The 16715-nt window shown below is 62.0% G+C and carries 19 protein-coding genes and 1 pseudogene; 6 read left to right on the top strand and 14 right to left on the bottom strand.

Features of this window, described 5'->3' with window-relative positions; genetic code table 11:
- Window positions 1-253 precede the first annotated feature (253 nt).
- Window positions 254-685, top strand: coding sequence for a hypothetical protein (locus FJ957_RS17325; protein WP_140833328.1), 432 nt, complete (start codon window positions 254-256; stop codon window positions 683-685).
- Window positions 686-737: 52 nt separating this feature from the next.
- On the opposite strand, the gene FJ957_RS17320 is transcribed toward FJ957_RS17325, so the two are convergent.
- Window positions 738-1340 (bottom strand): response regulator, encoded by a 603-nt coding sequence (locus tag FJ957_RS17320; RefSeq protein ID WP_181177577.1) that lies wholly within the window; start codon window positions 1338-1340, stop codon window positions 738-740.
- A 212-nt stretch (window positions 1341-1552) separates the two neighbouring features.
- On the opposite strand from FJ957_RS17320, the gene FJ957_RS17315 reads away from it, so the two are divergent.
- Both FJ957_RS17315 and FJ957_RS17310 read left to right on the top strand, forming a co-directional pair.
- The gene (locus FJ957_RS17315) at window positions 1553-1765 is read left to right on the top strand and encodes a hypothetical protein (protein ID WP_140833326.1); all 213 of its coding nucleotides are present in this window, start codon (window positions 1553-1555) and stop codon (window positions 1763-1765) included.
- Window positions 1755-2357: a diguanylate cyclase gene (locus tag FJ957_RS17310; RefSeq protein ID WP_140833324.1), complete on the top strand. Its 603-nt coding sequence runs from the start codon at window positions 1755-1757 to the stop codon at window positions 2355-2357. The genes FJ957_RS17315 and FJ957_RS17310 overlap by 11 nt, the downstream gene beginning before the upstream one ends.
- Before the next feature lie 169 nt (window positions 2358-2526).
- Here the strand turns inward: FJ957_RS17310 and FJ957_RS17305 are convergent, their stop codons facing one another.
- Window positions 2527-2730, bottom strand: a complete 204-nt coding sequence (locus FJ957_RS17305; RefSeq protein WP_140833323.1) for a DUF2934 domain-containing protein — start codon at window positions 2728-2730, stop codon at window positions 2527-2529.
- Window positions 2731-2879: 149 nt separating this feature from the next.
- Here FJ957_RS17305 and FJ957_RS17300 point away from each other — a divergent pair, with 149 nt between their 5' ends.
- The gene (locus tag FJ957_RS17300) at window positions 2880-3170 is read left to right on the top strand and encodes a hypothetical protein (protein ID WP_181177578.1); all 291 of its coding nucleotides are present in this window, start codon (window positions 2880-2882) and stop codon (window positions 3168-3170) included.
- A gap of 499 nt (window positions 3171-3669) precedes the next feature.
- Here FJ957_RS17300 and FJ957_RS17295 read toward each other — a convergent pair whose 3' ends face one another.
- The 8 genes from FJ957_RS17295 to FJ957_RS32280 form a co-directional block, all read right to left on the bottom strand.
- Window positions 3670-3981, bottom strand: coding sequence for a hypothetical protein (locus FJ957_RS17295; protein WP_140833321.1), 312 nt, complete (start codon window positions 3979-3981; stop codon window positions 3670-3672).
- Between the two features lie 151 nt (window positions 3982-4132).
- Window positions 4133-4336 (bottom strand): hypothetical protein, encoded by a 204-nt coding sequence (locus FJ957_RS17290; protein ID WP_140754205.1) that lies wholly within the window; start codon window positions 4334-4336, stop codon window positions 4133-4135.
- A gap of 54 nt (window positions 4337-4390) precedes the next feature.
- Window positions 4391-6382 (bottom strand): protein-L-isoaspartate(D-aspartate) O-methyltransferase, encoded by a 1992-nt coding sequence (locus FJ957_RS17285; protein ID WP_140833319.1) that lies wholly within the window; start codon window positions 6380-6382, stop codon window positions 4391-4393.
- A gap of 12 nt (window positions 6383-6394) precedes the next feature.
- Window positions 6395-8155, bottom strand: a complete 1761-nt coding sequence (locus FJ957_RS17280; protein ID WP_140833317.1) for a thiamine pyrophosphate-dependent enzyme — start codon at window positions 8153-8155, stop codon at window positions 6395-6397.
- Window positions 8156-9675: 1520 nt separating this feature from the next.
- The gene (locus FJ957_RS17275) at window positions 9676-10746 is read right to left on the bottom strand and encodes an HWE histidine kinase domain-containing protein (RefSeq protein ID WP_140833315.1); all 1071 of its coding nucleotides are present in this window, start codon (window positions 10744-10746) and stop codon (window positions 9676-9678) included.
- Complete coding sequence (locus tag FJ957_RS17270; RefSeq protein ID WP_140833698.1) at window positions 10746-11489, bottom strand: Crp/Fnr family transcriptional regulator; 744 nt, start codon at window positions 11487-11489, stop codon at window positions 10746-10748. The genes FJ957_RS17275 and FJ957_RS17270 overlap by 1 nt, the downstream gene beginning before the upstream one ends.
- 437 nt (window positions 11490-11926) lie before the next feature.
- Window positions 11927-12217 (bottom strand): hypothetical protein, encoded by a 291-nt coding sequence (locus FJ957_RS17265; protein ID WP_140833313.1) that lies wholly within the window; start codon window positions 12215-12217, stop codon window positions 11927-11929.
- A gap of 176 nt (window positions 12218-12393) precedes the next feature.
- Window positions 12394-12594 (bottom strand): hypothetical protein, encoded by a 201-nt coding sequence (locus FJ957_RS32280; protein WP_246685875.1) that lies wholly within the window; start codon window positions 12592-12594, stop codon window positions 12394-12396.
- Window positions 12595-13129: 535 nt separating this feature from the next.
- On the opposite strand from FJ957_RS32280, the gene FJ957_RS32460 reads away from it, so the two are divergent.
- Entirely contained in the window at window positions 13130-13258 is a 129-nt protein-coding gene (locus FJ957_RS32460; RefSeq protein ID WP_281405131.1) for a hypothetical protein, read from the top strand.
- Window positions 13259-13307: 49 nt separating this feature from the next.
- Window positions 13308-13460 (top strand): annotated as a pseudogene (locus FJ957_RS17255) (IS5/IS1182 family transposase); the annotation flags it as partial.
- Window positions 13461-13487: 27 nt separating this feature from the next.
- On the opposite strand, the gene FJ957_RS17250 reads toward FJ957_RS17255, so the two are convergent.
- From FJ957_RS17250 to FJ957_RS17235, 4 genes are all read right to left on the bottom strand, one after another.
- Window positions 13488-14261, bottom strand: coding sequence for an amino acid ABC transporter ATP-binding protein (locus tag FJ957_RS17250; protein ID WP_140833311.1), 774 nt, complete (start codon window positions 14259-14261; stop codon window positions 13488-13490).
- Between the two features lie 3 nt (window positions 14262-14264).
- Entirely contained in the window at window positions 14265-15041 is a 777-nt protein-coding gene (locus FJ957_RS17245) for an amino acid ABC transporter permease (protein WP_140833309.1), read from the bottom strand.
- Between the two features lie 62 nt (window positions 15042-15103).
- Window positions 15104-15934, bottom strand: coding sequence for an ABC transporter substrate-binding protein (locus FJ957_RS17240; protein ID WP_181177579.1), 831 nt, complete (start codon window positions 15932-15934; stop codon window positions 15104-15106).
- A gap of 79 nt (window positions 15935-16013) precedes the next feature.
- Window positions 16014-16694 carry a GntR family transcriptional regulator gene (locus FJ957_RS17235; protein WP_181180603.1) on the bottom strand — a complete coding sequence of 227 codons (681 nt, stop codon included), beginning with the start codon at window positions 16692-16694 and terminating at the stop codon, window positions 16014-16016.
- Window positions 16695-16715 lie beyond the last annotated feature (21 nt).

The following is a 16715-nucleotide window of genomic DNA, read 5'->3' as shown; positions in this document are numbered from 1 at the left end:
GTCAGATGTTCAACCCTGCAATCTGCACGAAGTTCCATTCGCTGCCGGCCCAGGCTCATCATCGCGAGGATGGCTGGAACATAGCGGAGGACTGGTAGTTCGGGTTCGCTTCAGGCGCCACGCCAGGCGTTTGTCGAAGATCGGTGAACAACACCCTGATCGGCCAGCGCCTGTCCCTTGCAGGCGCGTGCTTCCGGCCCGGCAGGTCTGCCGCGCCGTGCAGATATCGGCCCCCAAACCACAGGAGACAGCAATGAAGCATCAGACCTCATATGAACTTCAATCGGTGGCAGCCGTCGACCGGCTTGAATTGATTCCGCTTGCAACGAGAACGCAGCGGATCGAGCGGTGGGCGGAACTGCTGGACCGCAATCCCCTTCGGTGCCTGTCCGCGCTAACGGGCACCGAATATGTCGATCCCGAGGTTCGCGAACGCGTGCGCGCGGACGGATCGCCGCTCGCGGTTGCGTTCGATGATCCGTTGCTGCGCGCGGCCGGCTTGCAGTCCGACACCTACGGCGAGGCGAAGCGCTTTTTCGAATTGTCCGATTGGCAATTGCATGACGTCGTGTGCAGCTGCCATGCCGGCGCGACGATGCAAGCCACCTGGGCTGCCGCGCGGGTCCGCCGGATCATAAAAGGCAACCGGATTCTCGGCTGGCTCAGAAGCCGCCTGACGCATTGACAATGCTGGTCGCCCGGCGAACGCAGCTCGCCGGCGGCTCGGCTGTCTGAGATCAGTGCAGCAGGCAAGCTCCGCGCAACCGCGCCATCCTGCGCATGATGGTGTTCAGCCAGTCGGCGATCGACGACCCTTCGGGCCTTTTGTCGATATCGTCAAGCGCCTGTTCCAAAGTGTGCTGGACAAGGCGGTCGGAAGCGCCGGCATCGTCCAACAGCAGACGCGCGGTGAGCCGGAGTTTGGGGAGCAGCGCCACGACGTCCTCCGCCGCGGTCGCCGGCTGCGCGACGGTCAATGGCTCTGCAGAGGGCTCCGGCTGGAACAGCGCATCGACCACGACAGCGCGGTTTGACGACTTGCTCAGGCTGCTCGCGAAACGCAAACGCTCGGGGATGGCGATCTCGTCATACCCGCTGAAGAAGACGAAAGGCACGTTGCGCCGCATCAATTCATCCGCTACCGGGAAAACGTGGCGGCCATGCAGATTGATATCCAGAATCGCTGCGTCCGCCGCCTTTGCGTGTCGCCCGGCCTGCTCCACTGTCGCTGCCGGTCCGAGGATGATAGCGCCCATGTCAGCGTAGAAAGTCGCCAGATCGCTGGCCACCAGCCACTCGTCTTCCGCGATCAAGAGGTGAAGTCCCCTGAGGTTTCGCACACGAAGCTCCTTAGTTCATATTCTCATTGTGGTGAGACCTCAGTCGCGCGTCGATACCAGGCGCGTGTATCCACGAGGTCGCAGGGAACCCAATTGGTAGAACGCGGCGATGGGTGAACCGTTCCAGCCGTTAACTGCGCGCGCGATCCGGATCCGACAGGCATGGAACCATTCCGTCGGCCTGCGGTTCGGCGTGAGGCCGGCCGGGAACCATGACTATGACTTCGCACGGCGAAGCTCCCAGGGACGACAACGGGGTCGAAAATGCCGAATGTGTCCGCGACCTTCCGGGAAGAGCGAGAATTCCAAGCGGGTTGGTGCTGGCGCTGATGCTGAAATACGGCAACGAGCCGAACGTGCTCGATCGCGAGGCTGCAAAGCTCGAGCGCGGCGCGGAGAATAGGGAGACACCCGGTGCTAGCTGATCCGATGGTGCTCATCCTAATGTATTTCGTCTTGCCGGTCTGGCTGATTGCGGGCTTTGCCGACTGGCTCTGCCATCGCGCCACCCACATCGAATCGACGACCGGTGCGAAGGAATCGCTCATTCATTTGCTGATGTTCGCCGAGGTTGGAATCCCGCTGCTTGCGGCAATGTTCCTGGAGGTGAATGCCTTGGTGATCGCCGTGATGATCGTCACCTTCTTCCTTCACGAAGCGACGGCGCTGTGGGACGTTCGCTATGCGACCACCGCGCGCACGGTGAGCCCGATCGAGCAGCATGTGCACAGCTTCCTGGAAATGATCCCGCTGATGGGTCTGGTCATCGTGGTGGCGCTGCATTGGGGCCAATTCCTGGCGCTGTTCGGCGCCGGAACGGAAAAGGCTCGCTTCGATTTGACCTGGAAAGAACAGCAACTGCCGGTGATATACATTGCCGTCGTGATGATCGTGATCGTGCTGTTCGAGCTGCTGCCCTATGTGGAGGAGTTCTTCAGAGGCCTGCGCGCCAACTCAGGCCGGCTGGTGCCGGACAAAGCAAGGCGGCATGAGCCCGGCGACACGGCGACGCGCTGAGGCTGGCTGTCCTCTCAGCCGTTCTGGTCGATAGCGTGCGGCGAGGGCTGCTGGGCGCCACCGCTCGGGCGCCCGCCGTTTTGGTCAGCCCAGACCCAAACGGCGACCAGAACGATCACCAGAATGCCGAGCGCAATTAGGATACGACGCATGCCCGGGCCGACGTGTTTCAGCCGCCTGGCCGGTTGGCGGCCGGATCAGAGCCGGCGCCAACTGCGGGATCGGGCGCCACCGGACCGCGCTCGACTTCCGAGCCTTCCGACTCGATCTCCTGCACGGCTTGATCCCAGTGTTCCTGCTGGCGGCCCTGAGGGCGGCCTTCACGCTCCCAGATCTCATGGGCGCGTTGCCTGATGCGTTCTTCCCTGTCCATGCCTGGCTCCTCTCGCACGGCTGAACTGCATTGTCTGCGCCTAATCGGATGCCTGGAGGTTTGTTCCACCGGACTTGAAACGGACTGCCCAGCTGTTGGAACGCCGCTCTCGCGCCGGTGTTATCTTTCATCCAACCGGAGATAGAGCCATGAAGAACAGTCAGAACCGTCGCGAGACCGGCGCCACGAAATATCCCGCCAACACCGATCCGGATCCGAGCGACGAATTTTCCCAGGACGCCGCCAGCAACGACAGACCTCACGTCGATCCAAGCCGCAACCGCAAACAGGGCGAGGTCGAGGACAAGACCCATCAATCGGATGGCCGCAATCCGCCGCGGCAGCCGACGCCCAGCCCGGCGACCGAGCGCCCAGGAGCGGTCGTCAGCCCCGCGCTTATGCGACGGAATGAACGGCGCCGCCGACGTCGTGAAGCATAGCTATGACTTCTAAGTTTGGAGACTGGCCGCCGTCGACGATCCGGCGGCGGATTGTGAGGCTCTGGAACCATCTGGAGCCGCCGCAACCATGGCGGATCGGCGGCCATGAACAGCGTCGAGCGAACATCTGCGGGAACGGGCGGGCCACGTCCGCTCCGGCGATGGCATAGCTTCCCCTGACGGCAAATGTCCTGACGAGCTTGCTCAGCGTCCCGGCATCGACGCACCAGCGCCTGCTGCGCTGGGGTAGATTGCTACCAGGCGCCGCCTTCGGATGTGAAAGAGACAAATACGGCTACCAGCTCTCGATCGGCGAGCTAATCCCCTACAGCGATCATCGCACCAACGGTCGCGGGAACGAGCGCAAGTCTGCGACAACAAGTTCCAGCACTCCTTCTGCCCTTATCTTCCTAACCGCGAGACGTGGCCGGGCCGGCACTGTAGCAGGGCCGGAGGCCCGCCTTTCCGGACGGGCCTCCGGCCGCGTAAAGGCTAGGGCTTACTTGTTGCAATTCTGCGTGTCGGACGTGGTGTTCCCGCTGGCCGTGTTGTTCTGGATGTCGTTTCCGCTCGCGTCCTTGCAGCGGTCGCCGATGCCGCCGGACCCGTTTGTCGTCGTGCTGTTTGTGGCATTCGGATCGACCGTGCCGCCATTGCCGTTGTTGTTCATGCCGTTGGTCCCGGTCGTGGCGCCTGTGTTGTTGGTGCCAGTCCCGGTGCCGCCGGTCCCAGTACCGGAACCGCTCGATTGGGCCATTGCGGATGTAGCCAGGACAATTGCGACGGCCGAAGCCGAGAGAAGCTTAATCATGGGGAAGTCTCCTGTTTGATCGCCTGATTGCGATATGTTTCAAACAAGAGACTCCTACCAATGTTCCAATTGAGCTATGCGCGAGTTCTGGTTTGTTTGCTGTTCGTTTGTGAAAGATGCAACGTTGTGTCTAACGTAGGAACGAATGGATTTATTTGTTCGTACGGACTTTCTGGCGCGGGTTGATTCCGCCCGCGGAGGTGGTGTCGTTTTCGACATCTCCCTCAACGGTGTTCTCGCCGTGCTCCAATTCGTCGCCTTCCTTGATGGTGCCCTTGGAGGTGCCGATGCCGGGATCGTTCGCCATGTCGGCGTTGCTCGGTTTTTTCGATTTCGGGTGCTGGTTTCCACTCATGGCTGTTCCTCGCTATGTTTTTCCGAACCCGGGGAAGCTCCGAAGGTTCCAGCGTCAAAAGCCGAACGGATAGGTTTCCGGCACGCGTTCGGCAGCGTGCTCGGGTCCGAGCGGCGTGACCGCGTTGGTTTCATCGAACCACACAAAGGCATCGAATTGCCGCGCCAGCGAGGCGTCGGCATAGTGGCTGTGCAGTTCGGTTTCCGGCCGGTAGATCACCCCGATAAATCGTTCCAGCCGGCGCTCGGTCAGGCGGTCGCGCAGGTCCGGGTCGTGCCCGAGGTCAAGCAGGAACCGGTGAATGCCGGCGTCGTGGCAGAGCCGCTCGTAGCTGTCTTCGCGAGAGGGCCGCACCGACTTGATTTCCATGTCTCCGTCCCAGTCGGTCGCTGCCGCGACGGTGCCTGCATGCGTGCCCAGGCCGATGAGTGCCACGGCATCGCCAAACTTCTGCCGGCAGAGCTGGCCGATATTCACTTCGTCGCGCGAGATGCCCATTTCGGTGTAGCGCGCGTCGCCGATATGCGAATTGTGCGCCCAAACGACAGCCTTCGCGTTGGGGCCCCCCGCATCGAGGATATGCTCCAGCGTTTCGAACATATGAGTATCGCGCAAATTCCAGGATTGCGGGCCGCCATAATACATGGTGCGGTAATAATGCTCGGCGGAGGCGACGAGACGGGCATTCTGCGCGGCGTCGAAGAGGTCGTCGCCGTCTTGTCCGGTATCGTCAAGCTGCCTCGCCAGCATCTCGCGGCATTGTTCGAGAACCGCTTCCTCGCATTCGCGGTAACCCCTGGTCAGCGCGGCGCGGCCATAGGTCGACGGCTCGGTCTGCCAAGGCGTCAGGCAGCCATAGCGCTCGCGCGCAACCTTTGCCGCTTCCGGGTCTACGCGGTCGAGATACTCCAGGACGGCGGCGATCGAGCCGCGCATGTCGTAGATGTCGAGGCCATAGAAGCCTGCTTGCGGCTGGAGTGCCTTGATCTTGTCATTGTGCTCGCGCAACCACTCCACGAATGCCGCGACGTCGGTGTTGCGCCACATCCAGGTCGGAAAGCGCTGGAAGGGTCGCTCGGCGCCAGCGGAAGTGCTCTTACCGCGAACATGGCGGTCGATCGCAGCCGCATCGGGCCAATCGGCTTCCACCGCCACGATGGTGAAGCCGTGTCTCTCGATCAGCCTTTTGGTGATTGCCGCGCGCGCCCGGTAGAATTCGGATGTGCCGTGGCTGGCTTCGCCGAGCAAGACGATCCGCCGGTCCGCGAAGCGGTCGAACGGTTCGGCAAAGCCGGGATCGTTGAAGTCGGGCAGCGGCTCGGCGGCCGCGGCGATCATTTCCGGGAGGCTGCGCTGGCGCGCCAGTGGAATCGCGCGGACAGTCGCCGGGCGGCTTTCCTCCCGCCAGCCCTGTTCGCCGATGAGCGGGACGAACCGCACCCCGCCGAAATCCTCCTCGCTGTAGGTCGAAGCGCCCGTGCGGGTTACCTTGAGCAGGCGCTGCTCGTCGGGATCGTCGCCCGCCGGGATGACCAGCCTGCCGCCGACGTGGAGCTGCTGCTGCAAGGCCAGCGGCGCGCCCGGCCCGCTCGCCGCGACCACGATGGCATCGAAGGGCGCCGCTTCCGGCCAGCCTCTGGTGCCGTCACCGGTCCGAACTTCGATGTTGTCGTAGCCTAGTCTTTGAAAGCGGTGCCGTGCGGTTTCGGCCAGCGCTGTGTGGCGTTCGATCGTGTAGACATGGTCGACGATCCGGCTCATGACGGCGGCTGCGTAGCCCGATCCTGTGCCCACCTCGAGCACTTGGTCGCCCGGGCCGATTTCCGCCATCTCCAGCATGAAGGCAACGATGTAAGGCTGCGATATCGTCTGGCCTTCCGCGATCGGCAGCGGTCCATCCTCATAGGCGAATTCCTCGTAGCCGGGATCCACGAAGACTTCGCGGGGGACCTCGCGCATCGCCGCCAGGATTTCCCGATCATGGATGCCGCGGCGGCCGAGATGAACATCGACCATCCGACGGCGCTCGCGGGAAAGATCGAGCATCGGAATTCCCTCCTATTGTCCTGCCTCCATCATCGTCTTGGCTGGCTCCCGGGCGACGTTTTCCTCGATCTCACCGCGACCCGGAGTCTGAGGCAGCGCCTTGCGGAAGTTCTTGGCGTAGTCGGGTGGCATTTTCGGCGGCATCATCGGCTCATAGGCGTCGACCAGCGCCTCGATGATCACCGGGCCGCTGGTGGCGAAAGCCTGGTCCAGCACGCGCTCGACCTCCTCCGCCCGCTCGATGCTGAAACCTTTTCCGCCCATCGCCTCGGCGGCCTTGGCGAAATCGATCGGCTGCAATTCGCAGCCGAATTGCGGGTTGCCGAGAAACATCATCTGCTCCCAGGCGATCTGGTTCAGCATGTTGTTCTTGATGACCAGGATTTTCAGCGGGATGCCGTAGCGCACCGCCGTGGAAAACTCGCCGAGCTGCATGGCAAGCCCGCCGTCGCCGACGATCGCCGCGATCGGCCGGCCGGGAAAGGCGATGCCGGCGGCGATCGCATAGCTGAGACCGCAGGACATGGAGGCGAGCGCGCCCGAGACGCCGAAGGCCTGCCCAGCGCGGAGATCGACATCGCGGGCGGCGAGTTCCGTGTTCTGGCCGGAATCAGTCGCCAGTACCGTATTCTCGGCAAGGCGTTCGCCGAAGGCGCGCGCGATGCGCTGCGGCTTGAGCGGATGCGCCGCGCCATCTTCTGACTGGCGCATCATCTCGCGCCATTTTTGCATCGCGGTTTGCGCGGCCGCCAGGAATTCGCCGTCGCCTTTCTGCTTCAGCCGCTTGTTGAGGGCGCGCAATGTCTCGGCCGCATCGCCGACCAGGCCGGCCTCGACCGGAAAGCGCAGGCCGATACGCTGCGCGTCGCAATCGATCTGGACGCCACGCGCTGTGCCCGGCTGCGGATAATATTCGATGTAGGGGAATGTCGAGCCGACGATGAGGATGGCGTCGCACGTCTCCATCGCCTCCTGTGATGGCAAGGTGCCCAGAATGCCGATGCCGCCGGTGGTGTAGGGATGGTCGTCCGGCAGCACCGCCTTGCCGAGCAGCGCCTTGACGATCGGCGCCTGCAGCAGCCGCGCCGTTTCCTCGAGCTCCACCGCCGCGCCGATGGCTCCGCGCCCCGCTAGGATCGCCACGCGCCCTGCATCATTGAGGACGGCCGCGGCTTTGTCCAACTCCGCATCTTGCGCGAGACAGTGAGGTGCGAACATGTCCTGCGGCGTGTGCGCCGCGCGGTTGCGCTTGGATCGCTTGGCCGCGTCGGCGGGCTGTTCCTGGATATCGCTGGCGATCGAAAGATGGGCGACGCCCTTGCGGGCAAGCGCTGTGCGGCAGGCGAGGCTTGCTACGTTCTCCATATGCGCGGCGTCCGAGACCTGGACGTTGTAGACGCTGACGTCGTTGAAAACTCGAGTAAGATCGACATCCTGCTGCGTGAAAGTCTCGATCAGGTCATGGAACTGCATGCCGGTGATTGCCAGCACCGGCGCCTGGTCGAGCTTGGCGTCGTAGAGGCCGGTGAGAAGATGGGTGCCGCCGGGTCCGGATGTTGCCAGGCACACGCCGAGCCTGCCTGTCCATTTGGCGTAGGCGCAAGCCATGAACGCGGCCGATTCCTCGTGTCGCACCTGGACGAAGGATATCCTGTCCTGGCTTTTGCGCAGCGCCTCCATGACGCCGTTGATGCCGCCGCCGGGGAGCCCGAACACGACTTCGACGTTCCAGGCAATCAAGGTGTCGACGAGAATTTCGGCTGCATTGGGCATGGCGAGGCTCCGCTATCGCTGCCCGAACCAGCAAGACCTGCGGTTGGTTCCCTCACATCGGATCGGGCCGGGCCGACAGCCACTGGGAACCAACCCGATGCGCAGGATTGGGCGCCACTGCAGTGTGGTGCCCTTAAAGAGGCGGTTGGAGGGATTCCTGGCCGATTCCGGCAGGCGAAGAGACGGTCGCCGGTCCAGCGGATGGGCGGAGCAGGAACTTTTTCTCCGTCAGTGGGTTAGTGGGGCAGGTATTAACGCATGTTAGGGTCCGGCTGTGGTACGGAAGTTTCGTCAAGCACTGAGATCGGAACAGGAACTGTCCGAGGCGATAACGCCGGAACGCCAGACGATCCTGGCGTTGGAGGCGCTGATAGTCGAGGAAGCGCCTTCTCGAATGCTCGAACTGGCGCGAAAGCTCGACACCGCAATGGCCGCAATGGCGTTGCGTGCGCACAACTCCCGTCCGAATTGACTTTCAACTGAAGACGTCGCGTGACGACATCGCGCCGATCCGGAACAATTGGGGCCGGGATCTGTTCGCCTGTGAAACGTTCCATGGTGAATGGATGAAGAGCCTTATTCAAAAGCCTGATGGCCGAGTTCCTGCCGCGCTGGTGGCGCCGAAAATCTCGCATGCCGGCACCGAGAGAGGTGCCCGCTCGTGCATCCTCGCGAGCGACGCCGAACCGTTCCCAGGCAAGCGGAACAGGGGAAGGAACGGACGCCGGCCCAAGATAGCTCAAGCCAAGGCATCCGCCCCCGGCCGGAAAGGCAAGCATCAACGCTGCGGTCGCCGATAAGATAAGGGATATCCGCGTGCTCATGGGGCAAGGCTTCCTTTGGTCTTGGTGGCACCGAACAACCGTTATTGCCTTTGTTCCCAAGGACCGTGTTTCCATGGCCTAAAAAAGCGCCCGGCCGTGGCCGGGCAAATTTCGGATCGATCCGCTATGCTGAAGGTGTCTGGACGGCAACGCCATCCGCCAATGACTTGGCAGGATATTTCGTCGACTCGTTGTTCCGGTCGGCCGACAACGCAGCCGCCGCGGCGCCTCCCGCGGCTGGCGCGCCCCAAAACAACACGGACCGCAGCCCAGGCGTCACGCATACTGGCGGTCGGCGCCGCGAACGGGGAAATGAGCGCGGACGACAAGGCTTATCTCGCCCGTCTGGTCGCGTCGCGCACGGGTCTTCCGCGGGCTGATGCGCAAAAGCGGGTCGACGACGTCTTGGCGCGGGTCGAGGATGCGAGAACAAGGCCAAGGCGGCTGCCGATAAGGCACACAAGGCGAGCGCCACGACCGCGCTAATCGGAACTTTGTCGCTGGTGATCGGCGCTTTCATCGCGGCCGTCGCCGGAGTGCTTGGTGGCCGCCAGAGAGACGAGGACGAGGCCCGCTTTTGCGAAACGGCTGACGGATACCGCCACACGCTGAGGACCCCAGGAAAGTGAGCGGCTTTCCTGTCGGAATTGCGTTGAAGGAGATAGAGCGGCAATCCAGCCGCCGATAGCTCTGGTGCTACTGGCTGCCGATGGCCTCAAGCGGTATGGCAGCCATGAAATTGAGACCGCTCGGAGCGATCCGCAAGTCCACCGTCGCTCCGAGCTCGTAAGGCAAGGTGTGCTCCAGCACCTCCAAACCGAAACCGCGCCGCTCGGCTGGCCTGAAATCATGAGGACTGTTTTCGCTCCATGCGAAGCGGAGCGTGTCTTCTTCCAGCTGCCATTCGATGTCGATGCGGCCCCCGCGACTTGAAAGTGCTCCGTACTTCAGCGCGTTCGTCGCCAACTCGTGAATGGCCAGACCCAGTGTCTCGGCGGCCCTCGGAGCCAGGGCCACGGGCGGGCCTTTGATCGTCAGGTTCTCGCCTTCCCGGCCACCTACGGCGCGCAATTCTTCCGCGATGATCGACGCCAGATTGATACCGATGGACGGGCGACGCGTGATGGCTGCCTGCACGCGGGCGAAAGCGTTGATGCGACCCTCCAGATGAGCCGCCGCCTCGTCCAGCGATTGGCTTTTTTCCATCGTACGCCGAACGATCGAACGGATGACGGCCAGCGTGTTGCGCACATGATGCTGCAATTCAGCGAAGCGCGCCTGCTGCCGTTCCTCGGCTTCCCGCTGACGCGTGATGTCCTGGCCGACGCCGCCGATATGGGCGACCTTTCCCGCTTCATTGCGCATCGGAAAATCGGCATCGCGCAGCCAGCGCATCTCGTTGTCGGCCGGCCGGCATATGCGGTATTCGAAGGTAGCGCGTTCGCCCTCGCGAATGCGCTCGATGTGGCCCAGCACATGCTCGCGATCTTCGGGCACGATAAGCTCGATCCAAGTGGCGAAGTTGTCGCCGGCCAAGGCCTGTTCACGGCTCATCCCGTAAATTGCATCGAAGGAGGGCGTCAGGTATTCCAACTGCAGCGTCTCGGCGTTGCGGATCCATAATACGTCCGAGGCGGCCTCTCCGAAATCCTGCAGGTTCCCCTCGCTCTCACGCAGTCGAGCCTCCGCACGCGCATGCTCGCGCATGCTCGCCTTGACATCGGCCAGACCGCGTTCAAGCGGCTTGTTGGGCGGGCCCTTGGACATCACTCCTCATTAGCATCGAGATGCCTGCCTTCGCGATCAAGATGCAGATAGTTGGGATTGAAAAGGGCGACATCCTGCAATGCCTGGAGATTGGGAATGGTGAGCGTCCTGTCCTTCAGCACAATGAGGTTCGAAGCGCGCAACTCCTGCAGCGTACGATTGACGTGAACCGTCGACATACCCAGCGTCTCGCCCAACTCCGTCTGCGTCAACGGAAATTCGCAACTGCTATTGCTTGTGCAGCCGGCAGCCTCCAGCCGGATGAACAACTCGCACAACAGGTGCGCCATCCGCTCGAGCGCATCGCGCTGGCCGAGATTGACCGTCCACTCGCGCTGGATCGCTGCCGCGACCAGCATCTCCCACCACAGTGCGTGAGTGATGCGCGAGTGCCCGATCGTCATCTCGTCGAAGGCCGCGCGCGAAATTTCCGAAATGGCGACCGGCGTGATGGCAGCGATCGAGTGGTCCATCTCCTTGAGGATGAAGACGTTGAGATCGCACAGATCGCCGGGGAGGAAAAACGCAATGATCTGCCGGCGCCCGTCTTCGAGGGTTTTATAGCGGCAAGCCCAGCCCTCGTTGATCAGATTGATGAATTCAGGCTTCTCGCCTTCGTGGATAATGTCTTCTCGGGCGGAGAAACGCCGAACGCGTTGCGCCGCGATTTTGATCAGCATCTCCTTGTCGGCGTGCGAAAGCCGAGCGAATTTCTCAAGCTTGCGGATCAGAGGTCGCCTCATCCTTATCCTCTTGTTCCGTGATACACAGTATGATCCGGCAACGACCTTACCTATGTTAATGTCGAGCATGGGCCGCGACTCCCACTTGAGGGAGGCAGACCCACGGACAAGAAGGTCGCCGGTGCTCGTGTCCTCGAAATGGAAGAGGAGCATTTCTGGCACAGAATATCACCAAAGCGCTCGCTGCGCTCGGTCTGGCTGTCATCGGTCCTGTGCGACCAGCGATGGAATTGTCGGTCGGGATCGCGTCGGAACCATCGACTTTGTCGCCGGACGAATTGCTGCGACGGCGGCTGCAATTGGTTTTCGCATCGGCTAGGGCGCGAAAGTTGCAGGTTTGAAAAGCCTTACGATCCCACGGAACTGGCGCGTCACATATCGGAAATGACACGCCAGCCATTGCCGGCATCTTCCGACGCTGAGCGTTCGTCGCCGGATCAGATGCTCATCAAGTCGAAGCTCACCGCATGGCCGTGCTTTACGGCCGATCGCGCGATCATGTTGCTCAATTGCGGGCTCTCGACCGAGCAATCCGGCATAACCGTCAAGATGGCACGAGTGGCCGCGGCCACCGACACCGGCGAGCGGTGCGAGAGACGCGTTTCCATGTAATGTTCGATGAGTTCGTTGAGCCGCACAGGATGATATTTGATCACGCCGCAACCTCCCTTAGCTGCGCTTTTATAGTCTTGCAGTTGATAATTGCGCTCAGCTTCGCGGCCACGCATTAACCCATGAGAGGAAGGCGGAAATTCTTTGGAAGCTTTGGCGCAGCAAGGGTCCGATCGGCAGAAAAGGGCCCGCCTCGCCTGGGGGTAGAGTTAGGCGAGCCCTCCGGCTCTCTTTGGCTGCCAGCGTTTTGTTAAGCCAGGGCTGAAATTTATCCGAACCGGAAAGAGTCGCTTTAACCTGAGGCGCAGCTCGCAGGCGAAAATAGCGCCGGCCTCAAGTCTGGTCGCAAGGAAAATCCTTGCGTCTTTTGCGGCAGCGACGAAGGCCTGGCGTGCCACGCGTGGCGGCTTTCCGTCCCGCAACACGATAAACATGCCCTTATTGCATGATGTCGCGCGCTGGAGTTCGGTTGCGGCCAGGTATGCAGAAGCACGTCCGCCGCATCCAGCACGGTTACCACCACCCGATCACGATCAACCCTGCCGGGCTGAACTCGGGCTGCGCGAGATGACGGGCAGGGGAAGGTTCCGGGCGTGGGGGATTGTGTGACGAAGGGGCGTTTGTGATCCACGTTTTCCGTGCCGGCCTCTCGGTGGAGGAGATGTTCACCGCCGGGCGAAGCAAGGAGCGCTGCTTCAGCGTGCGCCGACTTTGCGTGAAGTGGCCGAGTTCGCAGCCTTTTGCCGCTTCCGATCGTACCAGAGCAATGACTTGAGCCATCGCCAACCTCACCTGTGGAATGGTCGTACTAGCAGCAACGTCGATCGTCACAGCACAAACGGAAATCGACATGCCCAAACGGCACGATCCCAACGGAGAACGGATTCGGCTTCGCGCATTGTCGCGGCCTTGCCCGAAAAATCTACAGCGCCTTTATCGATGCCGCGGCCTGGCCTCAATGGCTGCCACCGCGCGGGATGACAGGCCATGTCGAACACTTCGAGCCTTGGGTTGGAGGCCGCTACAGGATGGCATTGACCTGTCTCGGCGACAATCATGGAAGCCCCGGCAAGACATCGGAAGATACTGATGTCGTCGAAGGCAGGTTTGCCGAACTGGTTTCGGACCTGCGTCTGGTGCATCTCGTCACGTTCTAGTCCGACGCCTCGGCTTCCGCAGGCGAAATGCGGATGACATGGAACCTGTCGCCTGCGCAAGGTCACGCCGCATATCGCCATCGACGGCCATCTGAGCAAAACCCAAAAGCTTCACGTGAGAGCGATCGATGCCCGCACGAAGCGCTATCCGGTCTATGAAGCCAGACAGCGCTGCCGCAAGCGGATCGAAGAGGTGTTTGGTGGCACGGGCCAAGATATGATGTCAGTCTCAATGAAGTGCCTTGAGAAAAGAGCGTGTCCGCTCCTCCACGGCATTTGTGAATATCTGAGCCGCGGGACCGATTTCGACCACTGCGCCGTGATCCATCATTACGACGCGGTCCGCCACCTCGCGTGCGAAACCCATCTCGTGCGTAACCACGATCATCGTGGTTCCGGATTCGGCCAACGCCTTCATCACGTCGAGCACTTCTCCCACCGTTTCGGGATCGAGGGCGCTGGTAGGCTCGTCGAACAGCATCACGGCCGGTTTCATAGCTAGTGCGCGGGCGATGGCCACGCGCTGCTGCTGGCCGCCCGATAGTTGGGAAGGATAGTTGCCGGCCTTGTCTGCCAATTTCACACGGGCAAGCAGATCGTGCGCCTCGCGCTTCACCTCGCCGGGATCGCGTCCCTGCACGCGCAAGGGCGCCACGGTGATATTCTCCAGCGCGGTCAGGTGGGGAAAGAGGTTGAACCGCTGGAAGACCATGCCGATCTTCTGCCGTTGCGCGGCAATCCGCTTTTCCGAGTCCTCGACAAGGCGGCCTTTCTGTTCGCGGTAGCCGATCAGTTGACCGTCGACGACGATGCGGCCGGAGTGAATCTTCTCCAGGTGGTTGATGCAGCGCACCAGCGTCGTCTTGCCGGAACCGGAAGGACCGATCAGGCACACGACCTCGCCGCGATTTACATCGAACGAAACGCCGCACAGCACTTCCCAATTGCCGTAGAATTTTCGCACGTCCCGGAGCGAGACGAGGGGGGTCGCATCCTTCGCCATGGCTCAGCGCTGCCCTGACAACAGGCTGCGGAAGCCGGACGGTCTCCCCTCGCCGTTCGCGGGCAGGTCATGGCGGCCGTAATGGGCCTCCAACCGCTTCTGCACGAAGCCCATGATCGTCGTCAGCGCCAGATACCAGATCGCCGCGATGACGAAGAGCTCGAAGGTGCGGAAAGTGGCAGCGTTCAATTGCTGGATGGTCCCGAAGAGCTCTCGAATTCCGATGACGGCGAGCAGCGAAGTGCCCTTGATCATCAGCGTGAATTCATTACCCAACGGCGGAATGACGATACGCGCGGCCTGGGGCAGGATGATCCAGCGCATGGCTGTGTAAGGCCGCATGCCGAGAGCTCGAACGGCGTCGAACTGCCCCTTGTCGATGGAGGCGAGCGCGGCGCGGAAGATTTCGGCCATATAGGCGGCCTCGTTGAGCGACAGCGCGATCAACGCGGCCTGCAGGGGACCGGTAAAGGTGAAAGGCCCTATCTGGATGTCGGGATATTTATAGAATCCGGCTGCGGCGACGCCGGTGTAAATCAACACCAGTTGCACCAGCATCGGCGTGCCGCGCCAGATCCAGACGTAGAATTTCCCAAACCAGCGCAGCCATGCGTGTTTCGAACGCATGCAGAGCGCAATCATCAGGCCGACCGCTACGCCAAGCGCCTGGGCGATGATAGAAATCCAGATCGTCAGCCACAGGCCGCGCCACACGATCGCCGGCGGATTGAAAAGATACTTCAGGAAGAAGGTGCTATCGATATTTATATCGCCGGTCATGGGCTGGCACTCGAATTCAAAAAAACAGCCGGCGAGCCACGGGTCGCCGGCCGAAAAGGATGTTATTGAATGCCCATTGCTTCGAAGCCCCAGGCGTCGAGGATCTTCTTGTATTCGCCAGTGTCTCTCATCTCCTTGAGGCCGGCCTCAAAGGCATCGTGCAGTTCCTTGTCCTTCTTGAGGGTGGCGACGCCGATGGTCAGCGAGAAGAGCTGCGGGCTGGCGAGCTTCAGCAGACCCGGCTTCTGTTTGTTGAAGTAGCCAGCCTGGTCGGTCGAGCCGAGATAAACGTCGGCCAGTCCGGCGGTGAGCTGCTGGAAGGCGTCGGTGCCGCTTTGCAGCGAGAGAATGTTGATCTCAGGCTTTCCGGCCGTCTTGAGCGCCTCGTTGGCCTTCTTCAGTTCGCCCTCGAGCGCGGAGCCGACGGCGACCGACACCTTGTGGCCGGAGAGATCCTCCAGGGTCTTGAAGGCGGCGTCATCCTTGGCACGCACGATCAGCGCATTGCCGGAGATGGCGTAGTCGACGAAATCCACCACTTCGCGCCGCTCGGGCTTGTCGGCAAGGCCCGAGATGATGGCGTCGCACTGGCCTGCCTGCAGGGCAGGGATCAGGCCGTCAAAGGCGATGTTCTTGTGTTCCGATTTGACGCCCATCGTCTTGGCGAGCGCTGCCGCGATATCGATGTCGAAGCCCTCCGGCGCCTGGGTATCGGGGTTGACCATCTCCCAGGGCGCGTAGGCGAGTTCGGTGCAGAACACGATCTTGCCGGCCTTGGCGATGTTCTCCGGCGCCTTGGGCGCGGCTTGCGCGCCAGACGCCATCATGACGCCCAGTGCCAGTCCGGCGAGGCCGGTGCCGCATAACCTGTCGATTCTTCCGATAGTCCACATTTTCCATCCTCCCATGGCCGTCGCCTTTTGGCGGTCGGTATTGCTGGTTTCGTGGTGCCAGGCGCCAGACTCGGCCTGCTTAATCGGCGGCCGCCTGGCGGCGCCTGTAATTGTGCATGACCTCTTTGCCCGCCTGGGCGACGAGGTTCCTGATCTCCTTGCCGGCACGGCGTCCGTCGCGCGCCTCGATCGCGTCGAGAAGCGATTCCTGCGCTTCGACGGGGTAGCCGGTCTCGTCCAGGTTGACGCCCAGGACAGATAGGATTTGCCGCACCTCGACCGTCATCTCGTCGAACAGACGCAGCAGCCTTGCGTTACCGGAAAGCGCGCAGATCGACCGGTGGAACTCGATGATGGCCTCTATCAATTCGGACTGCTGACCCGACTTGGCGCGTGCGATCAGGTTCTTGTGCGTGGCGCGCAGCAATTGATGCTGATCGGCCGTCGCGCGCTGGACGGCTGATTCCACCGCAGCGGCCTCGATCCACTCACGCAACTCGTAGAGGTCCTCGATCTCTCGCGCCTCGAACTGGCGCACGAAGAAGCCGCGCCGGGGCAGCGAGATGAGCAGCCCGCTCTGCTCCAGCTGCCGGGCGGCCTCGCGCACGGGACCACGACTTACCCCGAGCTTCTGGGCAATTTCACCCTCGACAAGACGCTGGTTCGGCAGCAGTTCGCCATTGGTGATGGCGCGCTGAATCTGCTCCTTCACCTGGGTAACCAGGGTGAGCGTCGGGACCGCGTGAAAACCCTGCTCCAAGTTGTTTCTCCGTGTCACGGG

This window comes from Mesorhizobium sp. B2-4-6, assembly GCF_006442775.1.
Taxonomy (GTDB): domain Bacteria; phylum Pseudomonadota; class Alphaproteobacteria; order Rhizobiales; family Rhizobiaceae; genus Mesorhizobium.
The sequence above is the reverse complement of the archived record's forward strand: the minus strand, read 5'-3'. Positions and strand labels throughout refer to the sequence as shown.